This is a genomic window from Dactylosporangium sp. NPDC050588, assembly GCF_040654975.1.
Lineage (GTDB): Bacteria > Actinomycetota > Actinomycetes > Mycobacteriales > Micromonosporaceae > Dactylosporangium > Dactylosporangium maewongense.
In genome coordinates this window covers 55,261-76,436 of record NZ_JBFAJA010000060.1, presented here as the reverse complement: position 1 = coordinate 76,436, position 21,176 = coordinate 55,261, and the positions used below count along the sequence as shown (strand labels likewise).

Annotated in this window: 18 protein-coding genes; 13 read left to right on the top strand and 5 right to left on the bottom strand. The window is 70.8% G+C overall.

Annotated features, from left to right (window positions below):
* The first annotated feature begins 75 nt into the window (after positions 1-75).
* Genes AB0I21_RS35880 through AB0I21_RS35860 form a run of 5 tightly spaced genes read left to right on the top strand, consistent with a single transcriptional unit; the run spans position 76 to position 6,397 of the window.
* Positions 76-1,389: a 3-oxoacyl-ACP reductase gene (locus tag AB0I21_RS35880; RefSeq protein WP_360567920.1), complete on the top strand. Its 1,314-nt coding sequence runs from the start codon at positions 76-78 to the stop codon at positions 1,387-1,389.
* Position 1,390: 1 nt separating this feature from the next.
* Positions 1,391-2,227 carry a MaoC/PaaZ C-terminal domain-containing protein gene (locus AB0I21_RS35875; RefSeq protein WP_360567918.1) on the top strand — a complete coding sequence of 279 codons (837 nt, stop codon included), beginning with the start codon at positions 1,391-1,393 and terminating at the stop codon, positions 2,225-2,227.
* 43 nt (positions 2,228-2,270) lie between these two features.
* The gene (locus AB0I21_RS35870; protein WP_360567916.1) at positions 2,271-4,634 is read left to right on the top strand and encodes a hypothetical protein; all 2,364 of its coding nucleotides are present in this window, start codon (positions 2,271-2,273) and stop codon (positions 4,632-4,634) included.
* Between the two features lie 27 nt (positions 4,635-4,661).
* Positions 4,662-5,819 carry a dTDP-4-amino-4,6-dideoxygalactose transaminase gene (gene rffA / locus AB0I21_RS35865; RefSeq protein WP_344501187.1) on the top strand — a complete coding sequence of 386 codons (1,158 nt, stop codon included), beginning with the start codon at positions 4,662-4,664 and terminating at the stop codon, positions 5,817-5,819.
* On the top strand, positions 5,816-6,397 hold the full coding sequence (locus tag AB0I21_RS35860; RefSeq protein ID WP_360567915.1) for a GtrA family protein: 582 nt from the start codon (positions 5,816-5,818) through the stop codon (positions 6,395-6,397). Before rffA ends, AB0I21_RS35860 begins: the two co-directional genes overlap by 4 nt.
* 1,053 nt (positions 6,398-7,450) lie before the next feature.
* On the opposite strand, the gene AB0I21_RS35855 is transcribed toward AB0I21_RS35860, so the two are convergent.
* The gene (locus AB0I21_RS35855) at positions 7,451-9,529 is read right to left on the bottom strand and encodes a S9 family peptidase (RefSeq protein WP_360567940.1); all 2,079 of its coding nucleotides are present in this window, start codon (positions 9,527-9,529) and stop codon (positions 7,451-7,453) included.
* Between the two features lie 239 nt (positions 9,530-9,768).
* On the opposite strand from AB0I21_RS35855, the gene AB0I21_RS35850 reads away from it, so the two are divergent.
* Both AB0I21_RS35850 and AB0I21_RS35845 read left to right on the top strand, forming a co-directional pair.
* Positions 9,769-10,695, top strand: coding sequence for a hypothetical protein (locus tag AB0I21_RS35850; protein ID WP_360567913.1), 927 nt, complete (start codon positions 9,769-9,771; stop codon positions 10,693-10,695).
* Positions 10,696-10,919: 224 nt separating this feature from the next.
* A complete protein-coding gene (locus AB0I21_RS35845) occupies positions 10,920-12,140 on the top strand; it encodes an FAD-binding oxidoreductase (protein ID WP_360567911.1) in 1,221 nt (406 codons plus the stop codon).
* Here the strand turns inward: AB0I21_RS35845 and AB0I21_RS35840 are convergent.
* Positions 12,137-12,631 carry a GNAT family N-acetyltransferase gene (locus AB0I21_RS35840; RefSeq protein ID WP_360567910.1) on the bottom strand — a complete coding sequence of 165 codons (495 nt, stop codon included), beginning with the start codon at positions 12,629-12,631 and terminating at the stop codon, positions 12,137-12,139. The genes AB0I21_RS35845 and AB0I21_RS35840 overlap by 4 nt on opposite strands.
* A 105-nt stretch (positions 12,632-12,736) precedes the next feature.
* Here AB0I21_RS35840 and AB0I21_RS35835 point away from each other — a divergent pair, with 105 nt between their 5' ends.
* The 6 genes from AB0I21_RS35835 to AB0I21_RS35810 all read left to right on the top strand — a co-directional run bounded on the left by AB0I21_RS35835 (position 12,737) and on the right by AB0I21_RS35810 (position 18,500).
* Positions 12,737-12,982, top strand: a complete 246-nt coding sequence (locus AB0I21_RS35835; protein ID WP_344501182.1) for an acyl carrier protein — start codon at positions 12,737-12,739, stop codon at positions 12,980-12,982.
* Positions 12,966-13,715 (top strand): SDR family NAD(P)-dependent oxidoreductase, encoded by a 750-nt coding sequence (locus tag AB0I21_RS35830; RefSeq protein ID WP_360567908.1) that lies wholly within the window; start codon positions 12,966-12,968, stop codon positions 13,713-13,715. The genes AB0I21_RS35835 and AB0I21_RS35830 overlap by 17 nt, the downstream gene beginning before the upstream one ends.
* Positions 13,716-13,826: 111 nt before the next feature.
* Positions 13,827-15,227, top strand: coding sequence for an AMP-binding protein (locus tag AB0I21_RS35825; RefSeq protein ID WP_344501180.1), 1,401 nt, complete (start codon positions 13,827-13,829; stop codon positions 15,225-15,227).
* Positions 15,224-16,270: an acyl-protein synthetase gene (locus AB0I21_RS35820; protein WP_354889899.1), complete on the top strand. Its 1,047-nt coding sequence runs from the start codon at positions 15,224-15,226 to the stop codon at positions 16,268-16,270. Before AB0I21_RS35825 ends, AB0I21_RS35820 begins: the two co-directional genes overlap by 4 nt.
* 32 nt (positions 16,271-16,302) lie before the next feature.
* Positions 16,303-17,490, top strand: a complete 1,188-nt coding sequence (locus AB0I21_RS35815; RefSeq protein ID WP_360567905.1) for an acyl-CoA reductase — start codon at positions 16,303-16,305, stop codon at positions 17,488-17,490.
* Between the two features lie 53 nt (positions 17,491-17,543).
* A complete protein-coding gene (locus AB0I21_RS35810; protein WP_360567903.1) occupies positions 17,544-18,500 on the top strand; it encodes a glycosyltransferase family 2 protein in 957 nt (318 codons plus the stop codon).
* Between the two features lie 258 nt (positions 18,501-18,758).
* Here AB0I21_RS35810 and AB0I21_RS35805 read toward each other — a convergent pair whose 3' ends face one another.
* The 3 genes from AB0I21_RS35805 to AB0I21_RS35795 form a co-directional block, all read right to left on the bottom strand.
* On the bottom strand, positions 18,759-19,718 hold the full coding sequence (locus AB0I21_RS35805) for a threonine/serine dehydratase (protein WP_360567901.1): 960 nt from the start codon (positions 19,716-19,718) through the stop codon (positions 18,759-18,761).
* 75 nt (positions 19,719-19,793) lie between these two features.
* Entirely contained in the window at positions 19,794-20,759 is a 966-nt protein-coding gene (locus AB0I21_RS35800; protein WP_360567899.1) for a TAXI family TRAP transporter solute-binding subunit, read from the bottom strand.
* Positions 20,756-21,172 carry a roadblock/LC7 domain-containing protein gene (locus AB0I21_RS35795; RefSeq protein WP_344501174.1) on the bottom strand — a complete coding sequence of 139 codons (417 nt, stop codon included), beginning with the start codon at positions 21,170-21,172 and terminating at the stop codon, positions 20,756-20,758. The genes AB0I21_RS35800 and AB0I21_RS35795 overlap by 4 nt, the downstream gene beginning before the upstream one ends.
* Positions 21,173-21,176 lie beyond the last annotated feature (4 nt).

Sequence of the window (21,176 nt, the reverse complement as noted above, 5' to 3'; positions counted from 1 at the left end):
AGTGCGACGGGCAGGCCGGCGTTAGCCTACTGGTGAGTAGGTTAGCGCGATTGTTGTGACTGGGGAGGCACTGCAATGTCCGATCGTTACGCCAGCTTCGCCCACTCGGGCGCCGGGAAGTTCTTCGTCAGGCGGCTCGGCCTGCCAGACCCGCCGAAGCTGCGGCGGCACGATCCGGGCTCGGCGCCCGTCGACGGGCAGGTCGTGGTCAGCGGCGGCGGGCGCCTCGTCGAGCCGGTCCGCAAGCTGCTGGAGAAGCTGGGGGCGCCGTCGGAAGGGCCCACCGCGGCGCTCGTGTTCGACGCCACCGCCATCGTCGACACCGACGGCCTGCGCACCCTGTACGACTTCTTCCACCCGCTGATCCGCACGCTGCGCTCGTCCGGCCGGGTCGTCGTGCTGGGCAGCCAGCCGGAGCTGTGCGCCGACGCCCGTGAGGCCACCGCCCAGCGGGCTCTCGAGGGCTTCGTGCGGTCCGTCGGCAAGGAGGTCGGCCGGGGCGGCACCGCGCAGCTGGTCTACGTCGCGCCCGGCGCCGAGGATGCGATCGAGTCGACGCTGCGGTTCCTGCTGTCGGGGCGTTCGGCGTACGTGTCGGGGCAGGTCATCCGGGTCGGGCCGGCCGCGATCGACGTCCCCGAGGACTGGGACCAGCCGCTCGTCGGCAAGACCGCGATCGTCACCGGCGCCGCCCGGGGCATCGGCGCGGCGATCGCCCGCGTGCTCACCCGCGACGGCGCGCACGTGGTCTGCCTCGACGTGCCCGCGGCCGGCGAGGACCTCACCCGGGTCGCCAACGAGCTCAAGGGCACCGCGCTGCAGCTCGACCTCACCGCCGCCGACGCGCCGCGGCGGCTCGCGGACTTCATCGCGACCCGGCACGTGCACGCCGACATCTTCGTGCACAACGCCGGCATCACCCGCGACAAGACGCTCGGCCGGATGGACGCCGCCCAGTGGCAGTCCGTCCTCGACGTCAACCTCGGCAGCCAGGAGCGGATCAACGAGGTGCTCCTCGCGGAGAAGCTGCTCGGCGGCAACGGCCGGATCGTCGCCGTCTCCTCCGTCTCCGGCATCGCCGGCAACCGCGGCCAGACCAACTACGCCACGTCCAAGGCCGGCGTCATCGGCCTCGTGCAGGCGCACGCGCCGGCGCTCGCCGCGGCCGGCCTGACCCTCAACGCGGTCGCGCCCGGCTTCATCGAGACGAAGATGACCGCCGCGATGCCCATGTTCATCCGCGAGGCGGGCCGCCGCATGAACAGCATGTCGCAGGGCGGCCTGCCCGTCGACGTCGCCGAGACCATCGCGTGGCTGGCGCACCCGGCGTCCGGCGGGGTCAACGGCAACGTCGTCCGGGTGTGCGGGCAGAGCCTGCTGGGCGCCTGAGATGCCGGCTCCGCTCGACCGGATGCCCCGCCTGGGCCCCCTGTACCGCGCCGCGGCGCTACGGCGTGCGGTCGCCGCCGATCCTGTGCTGCCGGAGCGCGAGCTCACGGTCGAGGCCGTCACCGTCGACCGGGCGCACCTGGCGCAGTACAACCGGGTTTGCGGCTTCCGGCTCCGCGACGAGCTGCCCGCCACCTACCTGCACGCCGTCGCGTTTCCCCTGGCCATGGCGCTGATGACCGCGCCGGACTTCCCGTTTCCGGTGCTCGGACTGGTCCACGTGGCGAACCGGATCGAGCTCTTGCGTCCGCTGCCCTCCTCCGCCGCGTTCTCGGTGTCTGTACGAGCCGGCGCGCTGCGACCGCACGACCGCGGCACCCAGCTGGACGTCGTCACGACGGCGACGATCGACGGGGATCCGGTCTTTTCGGACACGTCCACCTACCTCCGCCGGACCGGCTCGGGAGCCTCGGCGGCTGCCCCCCGTCCGGCCGCCGAGCCGCCGGCGCCGAACGCCGTGTGGCGGGTGCCGCGGCGGGTGGGCACCGACTACGCGGCCGTGTCCGGCGACCGCAACCCGATCCACACCTCGCGCCTGCTGGCGAAGGTGTTCGGCTTTCCCCGCACGATCGCGCACGGCATGTGGACGAAGGCCCGTTGCCTCGCCGCGCTGGAGGGGCGCCTGCCCGACTCGTACACCGTGGACGTCGCCTTCAAGACGCCGATCCTGTTGCCCGCCACGGTCGGCTTCACCGCGGTCGCACAGGGTGGTGGGTGGGATTACGGGGTGCATGATGGGCGTTCCGGCAGGCCACACCTGACCGGAACCGTCAGGTAACCTGCTCAGCGCCAAACGCCATTGTCTCGGGGGGCTCAAGACCGTGCAGACGCCGACCGAAGCCACCGCACCCGCCGCGCCCTTGCCGAGCAGTTCCCCCGGCCCGGACCGCGGCCGGTGGCCCAGCGTCCTGACGTCCGGCTGGCTGCCCGCCGGGCTGCTGTGGCTGGTCACGGTCGCGACCCTGTGGTTCTTCGAGGTCCCGCCCGCGACCACGGCCGTGTTCACGCTGTACCTGGCGGCCGGCATCGCGCTGCCGGGCACGCTGTGGTGGCGCCTCCTCCACCGCGGCGGCGGGTTCTTCGTCGCCGACGTCGCGGCCGGCCTCGCCCTCGGCTACGTCGGCGAGGTCTTCGTCTACATCGGCGCCCGGCTGCTCGGACTGCCGCTGCTGGTGCTCGCCTGGCCGATCGGCACGGTGGCGGTGTTTCTGCTGGTGCCGTCGCTGCGCCGGTACTGGCGGACCGCCGCCGACGCCCCGGTGCCGCCGCTGCTGTGGCGCTGGGCGCTCACGCTGATCGCCGGCATGACGCTGTTGTGGAGCTTCAAGTTCTACCGCCAGTACGGGCTGCGCTACCCGTACAACTCGACGCCCGACACCGACTCCACCTTCCACCTCGCGCTCCTCGGCGAGGCGAAGCACCACATGCCGATGGTGGTCCCGTGGATCACCGACGAGCCGCTCTACTACCACTGGTTCGTCTATCCCGAGATGGCCGCGTCCAGCTGGGTGACGGGGATCGAGCCGCAGGTCCTGCTGCTGCGGCTGTCGGTGCTGCCGATGCTGATGGCGTTCGCCGTGCTCGTCGCCGTCCTGGCCCGCAAGGTGACCGGCGGCTGGTGGAGCGGCGTCGCGGCGAGCGTGCTGACCCTGTTCGCGCTGTCACCCACCCCGTACAACTGGGTGGCCTGGGACTTCTTCGTGAACCTCGCGTTCAGCTCGCTGGAGGACGGCTCGTCGCTGAAGCTCACCGTGTGGACCGGGCCGACCCAGACCTTCGGCGCGCTGCTCATGGTGCCGCTGATGATCGTGCTCGTCGACCGGCTCCGGGCCCCGGCCCGGCAGTGGCGCGACCCGCGCGGCTGGATCCTCTTCACCCTCCTGCTGTGCGGGGTGATGGGCGCCAAGGCGATCTACCTGCCGCTGCTGTTCTGCGGGCTGCTGCTGGTCGTCGCCGTCGAGCTGGTCTTCCACCGCACCCTGCACCGCGGCGCCCTGACCGGCCTCGGCATCACGTTCGGCGGGCTGGTCTTCGCGCAGCTCGTGCTCTTCGGCGGCACCAGCCAGGGCACCGAGCTCAAGCCGTTCACCGCGCTCGTCGCCGGCGCCCTCGCGGGCACCACCGGCTACCGGGACAAGCTCGTCCTGGGCGTCCTGCTCATCTTCTGCTGGGTGTGCATCTGGGGCGGGCTCGCCGGCCTGGTGCGCCGCCGCCTGCCTGAGCCGGCGGTCGTGGCCATGATCGGGGTCGGCGTCGCCGGCGCCGCCGCCACGCTCCTGACCGGCCAGTCCGGCGACAGCCAGCGGTTCTTCGTCGAGGGCGGCCGGCCGTACCTCGCCGTCGCCGCGATCGTCGGCCTCCACGCGCTGCTGCCCGCCGGGCGGATGACCGTCCGCCGCGCGGGAGCGCTGATCGGCTTCGTCGTGCTCGGCATGGCGATCACCCAGGTCGTCATCCGCGCCGGCCGCACCGACGTGCCGACCGTCCACAGCACCGGCTCCGAGGCGGCGCTGACTCGCGCCGTCGTCCTGCCCTACGCGGCGCTCGCGACCGCCGCGGTCGTCGTCGCGGTCGCGCTGCTGCTCGCCCGGCGCCGGCTGCCGGCGCTGCGGGGCATGACGGTCGCCCTGGTCGTCGCCCTGCTCGCGGGTTTCGCGATCAACACGACGTTCCAGAACTACTACCAGGTCCTCTGGGACTCCAACCACGCCGGCTGGAAGAACGTCGTGAACGCCAAGGGTGAGGTCATCGTCTCCAAGGGCGTCCTGGAGGCCGGCCGCTGGCTGCGCGACCACTCCGACCCCGACGACCTCGTCGCCACCAACGCGCACTGCCAGCTGTGGAACAAGGAGTGCTCGGATCTGCACTTCTCGATGACGGCGTACAGCGAGCGGCGCATGCTCGTCGAGGGCTGGGGCTTCACCACGACCGCCCACGTCCAGGCCGAGCGGCTCGGCATGTGGGTCGGATCCATCCCCTACTGGCGCCCCGAGATCCTCGCGGACAATGACGCAGCGTTCAGCAGTCCGTCACCCCAAACGGTGGGCATCCTGCGCGACCGCTACGGGGTACGCTGGCTGTTCGTTGACGAAAGCCAGAACAACGTTTCACCACAGCTGTCGACCTTCGCTACCGAACGTTACCGGTCGGGGGTCGCCGTGGTGTATGAACTGCCGTCGGCATGACCACACACCATTAGGTAGGCTCCAGCAGTGACCCCCACGAACCAGCTCGCCGTCCCATTCAACAAGGCCTATCTGACGGGTGCCGAGACCGGGTACATCCAGCAGGCAATGACGAATGGGCCGCTCACCGGTGACGGGCCCTACACGAAGCGTGCGAGCGCGCTGCTCACCGAGATCCTCGGCGCCAAGCACTCATTGCTGACCACCTCCTGCACGCACGCGCTGGACATGACCGCGCTGCTGCTGGACCTGGAGCCGGGCGACGAGGTCATCGTGCCGTCGTTCACGTTCTGCTCGACCGCCAACGCCTACGCGCTCCGCGGCGCCGTGCCGGTCTTCGTCGACTGCCGCCCCGACACGCTCAACCTCGACGAGCGCCTGGTCGAGGCCGCCGTCACCCCGCGCACCAAGGCGATCGTCGTCGTGCACTACGCCGGCGTCGCCGTCGAGATGGACGAGATCGAGGCGATCGCCCAGCGGCACGGCCTCGTGGTCATCGAGGACAACGCGCACGGCATCGGCGGCACGTACCGTGGCCGCAAGCTCGGCTCCATCGGCGCGATGGCGACCCAGAGCTTCCACGAGACGAAGAACGTGCAGTGCGGCGAGGGCGGCGCCCTCATCTTCAACGACGACACCTACTTCGAGCGCGCCGAGATCATCCGCGAGAAGGGCACCAACCGCGGCCAGTTCTTCCGCGGCATGGTCGACAAGTATCGCTGGATCGACATCGGCTCGTCCTACCTGCCGTCGGACCTGCTCGCCGCGTTCCTCACCGCGCAGCTGGAGCAGTTCACCGACATCCAGCGCCGGCGCTCCCACATCTGGGACAGCTACCACCAGCGCCTGGCCACCTGGGCCGCCGAGCACGGCGTCACCCAGCCGACGGTCCCCGGCGACCGTTCGCAGCCGGCCCACCTGTACTACCTGCTCCTGCCTGACCTCGAGAGCCGCCAGGGGATGCTCAAGCACCTCCTCGGCCACGGCGTCCTGGGCACCTTCCACTACCAGCCGCTGCACTTCGCCCCGGCCGGCGTGAAGTTCGGCCGCACCGGCCCCGGCGGCTGCCCCGTCACCGAGGACGTCGCCGACCGGCTGCTGCGCCTGCCGCTGTACGGCGGCATGTCCGAGGCCGACATCGACCTGGTCGTCACCGCGGTCGAGTCCTACAACCCGCGCGGATGACCGAAACCATGGACGGCGGCCCCGCCCTCCCCGACGCTCTCAGCCTGGCGGCGCGGGGCAGCACGCCACCGGCGGTCCCCGACGCCCGCGACGCCCGCCTCCCCGAGGCCCTCGACCTCGGATCACGCCCCGGCGCCTCCTCCTCGGCCGAGCCCGCCGCTTCCCACCACTCCTGGCTCGTCCGCACCGCGATCCTGCTCTACAACGACCGCCGCATCCGCTACCTCGGCGTCGGCGGCGTCTCCGCGGTCACCTACTACGTCAGCTTCGCGGCCGTCTACCTGCTGACCCGCGACCACTTGCACTACCTGGTGCCCACGATCATCGCCAACTTCATCTGCGCCGTCTGCACCTACCCGCTGCAGCGCCACTTCGTCTTCCAGTCGAAGGGCCCGATCATCTCGGGTTTCCTGAAGTTCTACGTGGTCTGCCTGTGGGCCCTCGCGTTCACCATGCTCGGCCTCCCCCTCCTCGTCGAGGTCTTCCACATCCCCGTCCTCATCTCCCAGGCGATCCTGATCGTCGTCGCCCCCCTGATCAACTACCAGCTCAGCAAGCTCTGGGCCTTCCGCCGCTAACCCCTCCGCAACACGGTGATCGAAGGATGGAACGGGTCACGATGACGGCCCGATCCACCCTTCGACCTTGCGGCCCGAGGCTCACGCGCCCGGAAGCACCGCACCCAAGTTCAAGACAGCGCCACGATTGAACCCACGGCAACCGGGGCCGCCCGCCGGCGCGGTGATCAAAAGGCGGATCCGGTCGCGATCACAGCCAGAACTGTCTCTCGATCAAGCCGAACGGACACCAAGCACCGCCGCAACACCACAGTGCCCACCGGCACGGTGATCGAAGGATGGAACGGGTCACGGGGACGGCCAGATCCGTCCCTCGATCTTGCGGCATCGCGCGAAGGTGTTGCCGGCGGGTGAGGTTCCATGCGTTCGGGAGGCTGGCGGCCGAGTTCGGCGGGCGGCAATGCTGCGGTCGTCCGGAGGCGTCGCGCCACTCTCGATCCGGCGGCATCGGCCAGCACACCCGAATCACCTGGCACCGGCGGTGCACCTGATGCAGCGGGCGGATTCCGAACGCGACGCAACGGCACAGCAACCGGCCGGACCACAGCGGACCGGGCCGCCGCCGCAACGGACATGACCGGCGTGACGCCTGCCAGGCCGGACGGTCCAGATCAAGGTCCGCGACCCGGTCCGCTGACGGACTGGGTTTGCCCGCTGTCCTACCGGACGGCCAGGCGCGGCTCACCCGGCGCGTGCTCCCGACTGTCCTGCCCGAAAAGTCGGATCTTCCGGAGAAGCCAGGCGCGGCCGCCCTCTCCTGCACAGCAGGACGTGCCCATCCGCTCGGCCGGATGAGTCAGGCGCAGGCCGGCCCGCCTGACCAGCGATCGAGCGCAAGCCGCCCCCTGACCAGCGATCGGGCGGGCGCAGGCCGGCCCGCCTGACCACCTGGCCTGCGATCGGGCGCAGGGCCGGCCTGCCCACCTGGCCTGCGAAAGCGTGACCCAGGCCCGCCGCTGGGCGGGTGCGGCGACCTGCCCAGCGGCGACCGACGGCCGGCCGTGCCCGCCCCGGGTGCGAGGCGGGCCGACGAAGAAAGCGCTGGGCAGGCGGTCAGGCCAGGCCTACGCGGTCCAGGACCCAGGCGGTGATGAACGCCTCCTCGCGCCAGGCGTCGTAGCGGCCGCTCGGGCCGCCGTGGCCGGCGCCCATCTCGGTCTTGAGCAGGACGTCGGAGTCGGGCGAGAGGCTGCGCAGGCGGGCCACCCACTTGGCCGGCTCGTGGTAGAGGACGCGGGTGTCGTTGAGGCTGGTCACGGCCAGGATCGCCGGATACGGGCGGGCCGACAGGTTCTCGTAGGGGGTGTAGGACTTCATGTACGCGTACACCTCGGGGTCGGCGAGCGGGTTGCCCCACTCCTCCCACTCGGTGACGGTCAGCGGGAGCGACGGGTCGAGGATGGTGTTGAGGGCGTCGACGAACGGGACCTGGGCGACGATGCCCGCGAACGCCTCCGGGGCGATGTTGGCCACGGCGCCCATGAGCAGGCCGCCGGCGGAGCCGCCACGGGCGACGAGCTTGTCCGACGACGTCCAGCCGGCCTTGACCAGGTGCTCGGCGCAGGCGACGAAGTCGGTGAAGGTGTTCCGCTTCGCGAGCAGCTTGCCCTCGTCATACCAGCGGCGGCCCATCTCGCCGCCGCCGCGGATGTGGGCGACGGCGAAGACGACGCCGCGGTCGAGCAGGGACAGGCGCGGGATGGAGAACCACGGGTCCATCGACGCCTCGTAGGAGCCGTAGCCATACAGGACGGCGGGTGCCGAGCCGTCGCGGGGAGTGCCGGTCCGGGCCACGATGGAGATCGGGACGCGGGTGCCGTCCTCGGCGAGGGCCCACTCGCGGTGCTGCTCGTAGCGGGACGGGTCGAACTCGCCCAGGACCGGCTTCTGCTTGCGCAGGGTCAGCTCGCCGCTGTCGAGGTTGCAGTCGAAGACCGAGTCGGGCGTGACCAGCGAGACATAGTGCAGGCGGAACGAGGTGGTGTCGTATTCGAGGTTGGCCTCGGGGCCCGCGGAGTAGATCGGCTCGGGGAAGGCGATGTCGTAGGAGGCGGCGCCCTGCAGCGGCACGACCCGGATGCCGGTGAGCCCGTCGCGGCGCAGCGAGACGACCAGGTGGCCGGAGAACGCGTCGACGCCGAGCAGCCGGGTGCCGGGCTCGTGCTCGATGAGCGTCGTCCAGGCGCCGGGCGCGTCGGCGGACGTGTACGACAGGGCGAAGTCCTCCGCGCCGTCGTTGTGCAGGATCAGGAACCGGTGACCGTGGTGCTCCACCGAATACTCCACGCCCTGCCGGCGCGGCGCGATCGACTGCGGCGGGCTGGTCGGCGCGTCGGCCGGGATGACCAGGACCTCGCTGGTGACCTTGCTGTGGATGTCGATGAGGATGAAGCGCTCGGAGCGGGTCAGGTCGACGCCGACCCAGAAGCGCTCGTCGGTCTCCTCGTGGACCACCACGTCGGCGGAGGAGTCGGTGCCCATGGCGTGCCGCCAGATCTTGTTCGGCCGCCACGCCTCGTCGATGGTGATGTAGAAGAGCGTGGAGCCGTCGGCGGACCAGGCCGAGCCGTAGAACGCGCCCTCGACGGTGTCGGGCAGCAGCTCGCCCGTGTCGAGGTCCTTGACGCGCAGCGTGAAGCGCTCGTCGCCGGCGAAGTCGGTGCTGTAGGCCAGGAGGCGGCTGTCAGGGCTGATGTCGAACGTGCCCAGGGCGAAGAACTCCGAGTCGCCCGCGAGGGCGTTGCCGTCGAGGAGGACGTGCTCGCCGGGCAGGGCGCCGCCGTCGCCGAGGTCGGGCGGGGCGGCCTGGCCGGCCTCCACCGGGACCCGGCAGTGGATGCCATACTGCTTGCCCTCTTCGGTGCGCGTGTAATACCAGAAGCCGCCCTTGCGGGTCGGCACCGAGAGGTCGGTCTCCTTGGTGCGGGACTTGATCTCGCTGAACGCCGTCTCGCGCAGGCTCTCCAGGTGCGCGGTCGCCGCGGTGGTGAACGCGTTCTCCGCCTCGAGATAGGCGACCGTGTCTGGGTCTTCCTTGTCCTGCAGCCAGAAGAACTCGTCGACCACGGTGTCGCCGTGGTGCGTCCGCTCGTGCGGAACCTGCTTCGCCGTCGGCGGCTGAACGCCCGTCACACCTGTAGTCACGCCCAAGACGTTACCCGTACCCCCCGACACTTTCCGGCGCCTCGACCCCTCAAAAACACCCGAGAGACACCGGGCGGAAAACGCAACCGGGGGGCGAACTCGACAGTCTGTCATGTAGGAGAAAGCGACGCCGGTACCGTCATGGTCTCGAAGTTCGGGCGAGCCCATGGAGGAGTGCGGTGCGGCGTCGCGGGGTGTTGCACATCGGGGTGGCGGGACTGGCAGCGATGCTGGTCCAAGCGTGCGCCGGGGAGTCGGATACACCTGACGTGAAGGGCGGCGCGGCGCCGGGCTCCTCCGGCGCGGTCCAGCCGTCCCCCACGTTCGACCCCTCGGCGTACGTGCCCGCCGCCGTGCCGATCGCAGAGCTGAAGAAGCTCTACTCGTACGACTCCAAGGCGACGCTCAACGCCCAGCTGACCGACAAGCGGACGGGCGACGGCGTGATCCTGGAGGACATCACGTTCTCCGACACGAGGGGTCGCGAGGAGATCCCGGCCTACGTGCTGGGTCCGGAGAAGTTCACCGGCCGCCTGCCCGCGGTGGTGTACGCGCACGGCAGCGACGGCGACCGCGACACCCTGCTCAAGGAGGGGATGGCGCTCGCCCGGCTGGGGGCGCTGGTGTGCGTGCCGGAGCTGCCGCTCAAGCCGTCGGGCGACCCGGTCGCCGACAGCAAGGTGGTGGTCGACTCCGTGGTGGCGCTGCGCCGCGCGTACGACCTGCTGATCCGCCGCTCGGACTGCGACGGGTCGCGAGCCGGGTTCGCCGGCCACAGCTGGGGCGCGGCCATGGGTGCCGTCCTGTACGGCATCGACTCCCGCATCACGGCGAGCGCCCTGGCGTCGGGGACCAGCCGGATCTCCCGGTGGATGGTCCGCAATCCGGTGCCGAAGGACTGGCACGCGTACCTGGACGCATTGTCGCGCTTCGACGCGCCGCCGTACACCCAGGTGACCGGCCGCAAGCCGATGCTGCTGCAGTTCGGCAAGCAGGACACCGTCGTCCCGGAAGGCGAGCGCACCGAGCTGATGAACGGCGTGGCCGGACCCAAGGAGCGCAAGGACTACGACACCGGTCACGATCTCGTCGGCTTCGAGGCCGCTGTCACCGACCGGGTGGCCTTCCTGCGGAAGCAGTTGCGACTGAAGTAGGGACCCACTACGCTTTCGAACACATGTTCGATGTCGCTCGGTGCATCATGTGCATCGTCCGCGTCCTCGAACATATTTGAACGCGTCGTTGGGAAAGCCTGGATCACGCCCTGACCGGCGGGTCCTGGCTGCCGCGAATCCCGCCGGCGAGCACTTCCCCGTGTGGTCGTCTCGTCGGACGGTCCAGCTGGCGCTGGGTCGTGAACAGGGAAGCGTGGGCTGCGGTGAGCGTGATCGAAGTGCTGGCGGAGGCGTGCGGGCCGGAGCACGTGTGGGAGGCCGGACCCGCCGACAGGGTGGACGGCGTGCCGGCCGGCTGGGTGGTCGCGCCCGGCAGCGCCGAGGAGGTCTCCGGCGTGCTGCGCGCCGCGGCCGCCGCCGGGCTGTCGGTCGTGCCGTCCGGCGCCGGCACCAAGCTCGACTGGGGACTCCCGCCCGCGCACGTCGACGTCCTGATCGACCTCGGCCGCATGTCGGGTGTGCTCGACCACGCCCCGGACGAGCTCGTCGCGACCGTCGCCGCCGGCACCCCGATGCGGGCGCTGCGGGCGCACCTGCTGCGGTCGGGTCAGCGGATCGCGCTCGACGTCGCGTCGCCCGGCGCGACCCTCGGCGGGGTCCTCGCCACCAACGAGGCGGGCCCGCTGCGCCACAGGTTCGGCACGCCGCGCGACCTGGTCGCCGGCGTGCGGGTCGCGCTCGACGAGGGCAGCCTGGAGCGGCACCTCGACGGGCACGACCTGGCCAGGCAGATCTGCGGCTCGTTCGGCACCCTCGGCGTCATCACGGAGGCGACGGTCCGGCTCGAGCCGATGCCGACCGCGCGGGCCTGGGTCGTGCGGCCGGTGTCGACCCCGCGCGAGGTGCACCAGCTCACGGAGGCGCTGGTCTCCTCGTCGCTCGGCGCCGCGGCGATCGAGGCCGACCTGCCCGGCGGCGCCGGGCGCCCCGCCGAGCTCGCCGCGCTGTTCGAAGGCAGCCGCGCCGGCAGCGCCGCCCGGGCCGAGGCCGCCGCGCACCTACTCGGCGGCGGCGCCTCGGTCGAGCCCGCGCCGCCGGAGTGGTGGGGCCGTTACCCCTTCGACTCCGACGACGTGGCGCTGAAGATCTGGGGTCAGCCCAGTGAACTCTTCGCCGTCGTCTACGCCCTGCGCGACGCCGCCGGCATGCCGGTGCCGGTCCGCGGCTCGGTCGGCGCCGGCATCGCGCACGTGGCCCTGCCCGCCACGACCTCGGCGGACCGGCTCGCGGGCATGCTCAACGCCGCCCGGACGGTGCTCATGGCCCGCGGCGGGGGCGGGTGCACGCTGCTGCGCGCCCCCGCCGACCTGCGCGAGCTCGTGGAGACCTACGGTCCGGCCCGGCTCTGCGACGCGTCCGTCCGGCTGAAGCTCGCCCTGGACCCCGAGGAGCGGATGGCCCCCGGCCGCCTGCCCGCGTGCTAGAGCGACTTCTCGGTCCAGACGACCAGCTGGTCCACGCCGTCGATCTCGGTGGTGTACTCCCGCTCCGGCACTTCCCTGAAGCCGAAGCGGCGGTGCAGGGCGATCACCTGCTTGTTCCACGCCAGGGTGCGGCCACCGACGGACGTGAGCTTCATCTCGTCGAACGCGTACGCGACGGCGGCCTTCTCCAGCTCCATCCACGCCGGCAGCAGCTCACCGCGCTCCTCGAGACCGTCGACGTCGAGGAAGAACCCCCACTCGGCGGTCCCGGCCGCCTCGTCGTGGTCGTTGAAGGTGACCACGCCGCAGTCATTGCCCTTGTACGAGAAGATCAGCACCCGGCGGGACGGGTCGGACTGGACCTTCGCCCACCACTGAGCGTGACCCTCCGGTGTGATAAACGCTGTGTAGATGCTGGCGCCGCGCGTCTTCGGGTGATTGCGCCAGCGCCGGATGGTCTCGACGTCCGAATCGTCGGCTTCGCGCAGCACCGTGGTTCCTCCCGTGGGCGGGCGTGTGGGCATTGAAAGACCGGCCAACGGTACACTCGCTCGCGGACGCCAGCCGCTTACCCGATCGAACAGGACCTTGAGCTGATGAGCAACCTCGATCGTCTTCGTGTCGCCTTCCGCACCGCACTGGCACTGCCGGAGGACTACGACGTCGACAAGCTTGAATACCGGGGCATCGAGAAATGGGACTCGCTGGCGCATCTCTCCCTGGTCGGCGAGATCGAGGACACCTTCGACGTGATGATCGACACCGATGAGGTGATCGACCTCAGCTCCTTCGGCAAGGCCGTCGAGATCCTCGGAAAGCACGACGTTGAGTTCTCCGGCTGAGGGCAGGGTCGCTCTCGTCACGGGCTCCTCGCGCGGGATCGGCCGGGCCGTCGCGCGCAAGCTCGCTACTGAGGGCTACCAACTCGTCCTGCACGGCATGCGCGAAGGGTCGGCCAAGACCACGGCCGACGAGATCACCGCCGACTTCGGCATCGAGCCGCTCGTCGTGCACGGCGACGTCAGCGACGCCGCCGACGTCAAGGCCATCCTGCGGCTCGTCTTCGAGCGCCACCGCCGCCTCGACGCCCTGGTCGTCAACGCCGGCGTCCACGAGGCGGGCTTCCTCGGCATGATGGGCGACGCCGCGATCGAGCGGCTGTTCGCCGTCAACGCCGTCGGCGCCACGTACACGGTGAACGGCGCGGTCAAGCTGCTGCGCCGGGGCACCGCACCCTCGGTCGTCCTGCTCTCCTCCGTCATGGGCACCGCCGGCTCGGCCGGTCAGGTCGTCTACGGCGCGACCAAGGCCGCCGTCGCCGGGTTCGCCCGCGCCGCGGCGAAGGAGCTCGGACCGGCCGGCATCAGGGTCAACGCGGTCGCCCCCGGGTTCATCGCCACCGAGATGCTCGAGTCCCTCGACGAGGCCGGTCGCGCCGAGCGGGTCGCCGCGACCGCGCTGCGCCGCCTCGGCGAGCCCTCGGACGTCGCCGACGTGATCGCGTTCCTGCTCTCCGACGCGTCCCGGTTCGTCACCGGCCAGGTGATCGAAGTCGATGGCGGCCTGGTCGTATGACACACCGTGACGGCGTCCTACACGACAAATCGGACCATTTTTTTGGATCCTGTACGGTGAGAAGCATCCGTGTCCACCTCAACGGCATCAGTGCGCCGCGGAGGTGACGCCATGACGTTGTTGCACCCAGACGCCAGATTGATCGACGCGGCGACCGGCGCCGAGCTCAGTGGCGTGCCGCTCCGCGAGGCCGTGCACGCCGCGGTCGCGGGGTTCGCCGAGATCACGCCCGGCGTGGTGTTCCTGCGCACGCCGACCACCGTCGAGGCGATCGTCCGCTACATCGGCGCGTTCGAGTCGGGACGCCCGCTGGCGCTGCTCGACCCGGGCCTGCCCGCCGAGATCCTCGCCGACTTCATCGAGCGTTTCGAGCCCGCCGCCGTCTGCGGCCCCGTGCCGCAGGACGTGCACAAGGGGTACACCCGCCGCGACGACGAACTGTGGGAGCGCGACACACCGTCGGCCACCGTGCCGCACCCCGACCTGGCCACGCTGCTGGCGACGTCGGGCTCCACCGGCAGCCCCAAGCTGGTCCGGCTGTCGCGCACGGCGATCCTGGCCAACACGACCTCGATCATCGAGGCGCTCGGCATCACCGGCGCCGACGTCGCGGTGAGCAGCCTGCCGTTCTACTACAGCTTCGGCATGTCGGTGCTCAACACGCACCTCGCCGCCGGCGCGACCGTCGTGGTGGAGTCCGAGGGGCTGGTCGCGCGGTCGTTCTGGCCGGCGATCACGAAGTTCGGCGTGACCTCGCTCGCGCTGGTGCCGTCGCAGTACGAGATGCTGCGCCGCCTGCGGTTCGACCCGAAGCGTTACCCGAGCCTGCGCACGCTGACGCAGGCCGGCGGCCGGCTGCGGGCCGAGCTGGTGCAGGACTTCCACGACCGCATGGCGACCGTGGACGGGCGGCTGTTCGTCATGTACGGGCAGACCGAGGCCGCTCCGCGCCTGACCACGCTGCCCGCCGGACGGCTCGCGGAGAAGCTCGGCTCGGTCGGGCCCGCGGTGCCCGGCGGCACGCTCGCCATCCGGCTCGAGGACGGCACCGAGACCACCGCCCCCGGCGTCGTCGGGGAGGTGCTCTACCGCGGCCCGAACGTGATGATGGGCTACGCGGAGACCGCCACCGACCTGGCCCGCGGCGACGAGCAGGGCGGGCTGCTGGAGACCGGCGACCTCGGGCACCTCGACGAGGACGGCTACCTGTTCATCGACGGGCGGCTCAAGCGCTTCGGCAAGGTGTTCGGCGTCCGGCTCAACCTCGACGACATCGAGCAGCTGGCTGCCGCCACCGGCCCGGGCGCCGTCGCGGCCGTCGCGGGCGATGACAAGGTCATCATCTTCGTCGAAGGCGACGGGGCGACGGCCGAGGCGCTGGCGCCGCGGGTGACCGAGCTCGCCGACCGGCTGAAGCTGCACTGGTCGGGCTTCGAGATGCGCGGCCTCCCCGCCCTGCCGCTGCTCAGCAACGGCAAGGTCGACTATCGAGCGTTGGAGTCCGCACGATGAGCGTGTTCACCCTGTCGCAGCCGGACCGCGAGGCGCAGCTGCTGCCCCGCCTTGCCGAGCTGACCGAGCAGCACCGGGCGCGGGGCGAGGCGTACGCCAACATCCTCGCCGCGACGGGTCACGGCCCCGGGCGCTCGTACGAGCGGATCAGCGACCTGCCGTGGCTGCCGGTGCGGCTGTTCAAGACGCACCAGCTCAAGAGCATCCCCGACGACGAGGTCTTCAAGGTCCTGACCTCCAGCGGCACCACCGGCGACGTCAGCCGCATCTACCTGGACAAGGCCGCCGCGGCCGCGCAGACCAGGATGCTCGGCCAGACGCTGCAGGCGGTCCTCGGCCCGAAGCGGCTGCCGATGCTCATCGTCGACACGACCGCGATCATCAAGAACCGCCGCTCGTTCAGCGCCCGCGGCGCCGGCGTCCTCGGCATGATCACGTTCGGCCGGGACCACGTCTGGGCGCTCGACGAGGACAGCAAGCCCGACCTCGAGGCCGTCCGCGGGTTCCTCGCCAAGCACGGCGACAAGCCCTTCCTGGTCTTCGGCTTCACGTTCATGGTCTGGCTCTACCTGTACGAACTGGCGCGCGACAACGGCCTGGACCTCAGCAACGGGATCCTCGTGCACTCCGGCGGCTGGAAGAAGCTGGTCGACCAGCAGGTCGACAACGCCGAGTTCCGCCGCGCGTTCCAGGCCGACACCGGGCTGCGCAACATCCACAACTTCTACGGCATGGTCGAGCAGATCGGCGTCGTCTACCTCGAAGGCCCGGACGGCAACTCGCTGTACTGCCCCGACTTCGCCGACGTCGTCATCCGCGACCCGGAGACGTGGGAGCCGCTGCCGCCCGGCAAGCCCGGTCTCGTCGAGGTGATCAGCACGCTGCCGGAGTCGTACCCGGGCCACGTGCTGCTCACCGAGGACATGGGCGTCATCAACGGCATCGACGACGGCGCGTGGCCCGGCAAGCGCTTCTCCATCCTGGGCCGGCTGCCGCGCGCCGAGGCCCGCGGCTGCAGCGACACGTTTGTGGGTGCATCGTGAAAAGCGTCTTTCCCGAAATTTCCGATATATCGGTGGATCGGCTCCTCGCGGAGATCACCGACGAGCCCGAAGGCGGGCGGCTGACCGTCGGCGACGAGCGGGTCCGGGACTTCCTGATCGCGTTCTCGCGGCGGCTGCTCAAGCCCGACCTCGCCCGCCGCCACCCTGAGCTCGGCTCGCTCGGCTTCTTCCTGCGCAAGGGTGAGCTGGCCCGCGCCGTCGAGCGCCTCGCCGACGGGGCCAACGGCCAGCGTCGCGCCCCCCGCGGCCTGGTGCTGCACTTCCCGCCGGCGAACGTCGACACGATCTTCGTCTACTCGTGGGCGCTGTCCGCCCTCGCCGGCAACCACAACATCGTGCGGGTCTCCGCCCGTGCCGCCGGCGCCGCGCAGACCGTCCTCGAAGCGCTCAACGACGTGCTCGCCGACGCCCACCCGGCGATCGCGCTGACCCAGCGGATGGTCACCTACGACCGCGACGACGCGATCACCGGCGCCCTCATCGGCGCCTGCGACCTGCGCGTGCTGTGGGGCGGCGACCAGTCCGTCAACCAGCTCCGCAAGCACCCGATCCAGCCGCTCGCCCGGGACCTCGCGTTCCCGGACCGGTCCTCGTTCGCCGCGATCTCCGTCGCCGGCTGGCAGAGCTCGACCCCTGAGCAGCGCCGGGCGGCCGTGGACGGGTTCGCCAACGACCTCTACTGGTTCGACCAGGCCGCCTGCTCCTCCCCTCGCGACCTCTTCTGGGTCGGCGAAGGCGGCGTCGAAGAGGCCCGCGCCGAGTTCGACGAGCTGCTCAGCGAGGTCGTCGTGCAGCGCGGCTGGGGCGTGGATCCGGCGATGGCCGTGGAGAAGTACGTCGCCACCTACGGCCTCGCCGCCACCGGCGCCGCCACCAAGATCGCGTTCAACGGCAACGCCGTCGCCAACGTGTCCCTCGCCGGCCTCGACGACCTGCAGCGGCACTGGCTCGGCGCGGGCACCATCTGCCACGTCACGGTCGGTTCGCTCAGCGAGCTCGCCCCGGCGATCCAGCGCAAGGACCAGACGCTCAGCCAGTACGGCTTCACCATGTCCGACCTCGACGACTTCGTCACCACCCTCGCCGGCCGCGGCATCGACCGGATCGTGCCGTTCGGCCAGGCGTTGACGTTCGCGGGGACCTGGGACGGCTTCAATCTGCTCCACGAGTTCACGCGCATCATCACGATCCAGGCCTGACCTCAAAACGGAGTACTCTCCTCCGTACACGGTTCTGTGAGGAGCTCCACAACGTGTCTCTGTCCGTCGTCGTCCCGTGCTACCGCTCCGCGCGTATCCTCCCCACGCTGGTCGAGCGGCTCAACGGCGTGCTTCCCGGCATCACCCCCGACCACGAGGTGATCCTCGTCGTCGACAGCACCGACAACACGTGGGACGTCGCCAGCGAGCTCGCCGGCAAGTACGAGCACGTCCAGGCGATCCGCATGGCCCGCAACTACGGCCAGCACAACGCCCTCATCGCCGGCATCCGCGCCGCGTCGTTCGACCGCATCATCACGATGGACGACGACCTCCAGCACCCGCCGGAGGAGCTGCCGAAGCTCGTCGACGCCCTCACCGACGACCTCGACGTCGTCTATGCGATCTCCGAGCAGGAGGAGCACAGCGCCTTCCGCAACCTCACCTCGTGGGGCGCGAAGACCCTGGTCATGGGCCGCACGATGGGCATCCCCAACGCCGATGTCCTCGGCGCGCTGCGCATCTTCCGCACGTTCCTGCGTGCGGGCTTCGAGCAGGTCAGCGGCCCGCACGTCTCCGTCGACATCGTCCTGTCGTGGACCACGACCCGCGTCGGCACCGCGACCGTCCGCATGGACCAGCGCACCGAGGGCCGCTCGGGCTTCACCTTCAAGTCGCTCATGAAGCACGCCGTCAACATGATCCTCGGGTATTCGACGAAGCCGCTGCGGCTCGTGACGTACCTGGGGTTCCTGATCGGCATCTGTGGCCTGATCCTCACGATCCGGCTGGTCTGGCTCTATGTCATCGGTGACACGACCGTCGCCGGTTTCACCACCGTCGCGTCGCTGGTCACGGTCTTCTCGTCGGCCCAGCTGATCGGCATCGGCGTCCTGGGCGAGTACCTGGGCCGGGTGCACGCCCACGGCATGGGCCGCCCGACCTACGTCGTCCGCGAGCACGTCAACAGCCCGGCGAGCCGCCCCGTGAGCCACGCCGACGTCGCCTGATCGAACGCCGTCCGCCCGGCGCCCCTCCTCAGGAGCGCCGGGCGCATTACGCACGGATGTCCCCAACCGGATGTCCCCAGCTGTGGATAACTCCCGCCGAACCTGTGGATGACTGTGCACGGGGCTGTGGATAACCATGTGGGGTAAACGCGGAGTACACCCCGGATCCACCTGCGTGTAGGCGGTGTGAGACCTAGGACACGGGGGACCTGGGGAGATGATGCCCACAGGGGTTACCCACAGGCTGTGGATAACCGGTCAGTCGGTGAAGAGGCGGGCGGCCAGGCCGGGGTCGATGTTGCCGCCGCTGACGACGGCCACGGTGCGGCCGGCGGGGAGTTCGTCGCGGTGGTGCAGGACGGCGGCGGTGGCGGCGGCGCCGCTGGGTTCGGCGATGAGGCGGCCGCGGCGGGCGAGGACCTTCACGGCGTCGAGGATCTCGTCCTCGGCGACGGTCACGATCGCGTCCAGGTGGGCGCTGAGGTGCGCGAGGGTGAGCTCGGACAGCGGGGTCCGCAGCCCGTCGGCGACGGTGCTCAGCATGCGCTGCTCGGGCCAGACGCGCACGACGCCGGCGGCGAGGCTTTCGGCGGCGTCGGCGGCCACGGCGGGCTCGACGCCGATGACGGCGACGTGCGGGGCGAGGGCCTTGATCGCGGTCGCGACGCCCGAGGAGAGGCCACCGCCGCCGACGGGGACGACGACGACGTCGACGTTGGAGAGGTCCTCGAAGATCTCCAGGCCGACGGTGCCCTGGCCGGCGATGATGTCGGGGTGGTCGTAGGGCGGGATCAGGGTCAGGCCGCGCTCGGCGACCAGCTCACTGGCGACGGTCTCACGCTCGGCCTGCCGGACGAGGATGACCTCGGCGCCGTAGCCGCGGGTCGCTTCGATCTTCAGGGGCGTCGAGACGTCGGGCATGACGACGGTGACCGGGATGCCGAGGGAGCGACCGGCGTAGGCGAGGGCCTGGCCGTGGTTGCCGGAGGAGTGGGTGACCACGCCGGCGCGGCGGTGGTCGAGGTCGAGGCGGTGCAGGGCGTTGGTGGCGCCGCGGAGCTTGAACGCGCCGATCGGCTGGAGGCTTTCGGGCTTCAGCCACAGTTCGTCGGCCCAGGGGCACGGCAGGAGCGGGGTGCGAACCACGAGGCCGGAGATCCGCGCGGCGGCGTCGCGGATGTCGTCCAGCCGGACGAGGTGTTGAGCGGTGGCGGTCACGGGGTCATCTTGACAGCCCACGGGCATGATCACCCTCCTCGCATCCGGCGAATGAGAGATCCATAACGTCGATGGTCAGCCGCTGCCGTAGAACCGCGCGGCGCCGGGGTGTAGCGGTACAGGATCGGTGGTCACAGCGCCCGCTTTGTCGTAATTGGCGCCCTCAGGATGTACGCGGCTCAACTCGACCTGATAGTCGAACAGGATCTTGGTGAGGTCGTACGCGAGCTGGTCGGGCATGTCGGGCGACACCAGCAGGAGGTTGCCGATGACGATCGTGTCGACGTCCACCGGCGTGTCGTAGGTGGACTTGGGGAGCTTGCCCGCCCCGTACACCGTGCCGTAGCGGAACGAGAGCGGCTTGAGCAGCTCGTCGAGCGGGAGCAGGGAGAACTGCCCGGGGGCGCTGGCCAGCAGGTCGGCGATGCCGGGCGTGGGCAGGCCACCGGTGAAGATCAGCGCGTCGGTGGTGCCGGCCAGCATGCCCTTGGTCGTCTCCGGCAGGGACAGGCGCTGACGGACGATGTCGGTGTCGGGGTTGATCCCGCCGGCGAAGAGCAGCCGGCCGGCGAAGACGTCGGCACCGGAGCCGGCGGAGCCGGTGGAGATCCGCTTGCCGCGCAGGTCGGCGAACTTCGTGACGCGCAGGTTGTTGCGGACCACGACCTGGGCGTAGCTGCGGTACAGCCGCCCCAGCGCCACGACCTTCTGCGGCCGGCCCTCGAAGGCGCCCTTGCCGGTCACGGCGTCGGCGGCGGTGTCGGCGATGCTGAACGCGACGTCCATGTCACCGGTCGCGACGCGCGTGATGTTCTCGCCGGAGGCGCCGGTCGCCTCGGCGCGCGCCTCGTAGCCGGGCACGTGCTTGGTGATGAGGTCGGCGTAGCCGCCGCCGAACTGGTAGTACACGCCGGTCGTGTTGCCGGTGGCGATGTAGATCCGCCCGCCGTGCCACAGGCCCGTGCCGGCGCGGGGTGGCGCCGTCGAGCCGCAGCCGGCCAGGAGGGCGCACACCAGCAGGACAGCCGCGAGCCGCCTCACCGGAGCATCGCATCCCGCGGGAGGGGGTCGAGCGCGTCGGCGACCCGGTGGACGAGCATGGCCGTCTCGTAGCCGACCTGGCCGAGGTCGCAGCCGGGGGCGGCGAGCACGCCGAGCAGTGCGCGGTCGCCGACGGCCATGACGATCATGACGCCGCCGTCCATGTCGACGATGGTCTGGCGGACCTGGCCGGCCTGCATCACGCGGGCGGCGCCGAAGGTGAGGCTGGCCAGCCCGCTGATGACGGCGGAGAGGTGGTCGGCCTGGTCCACCGGCAGGTCGGCGGAGCAGGCCAGGCGCAGCCCGTCGCCGGAGACGGTGATCGCGTGCGCGACATCGGGGACCTGCCGGGCGAAGCTGGCCATGAGCCAGTCGAGCTGGCCCGCGCCGGTCGGGTTCTGAGCGTCTGGCATCGCC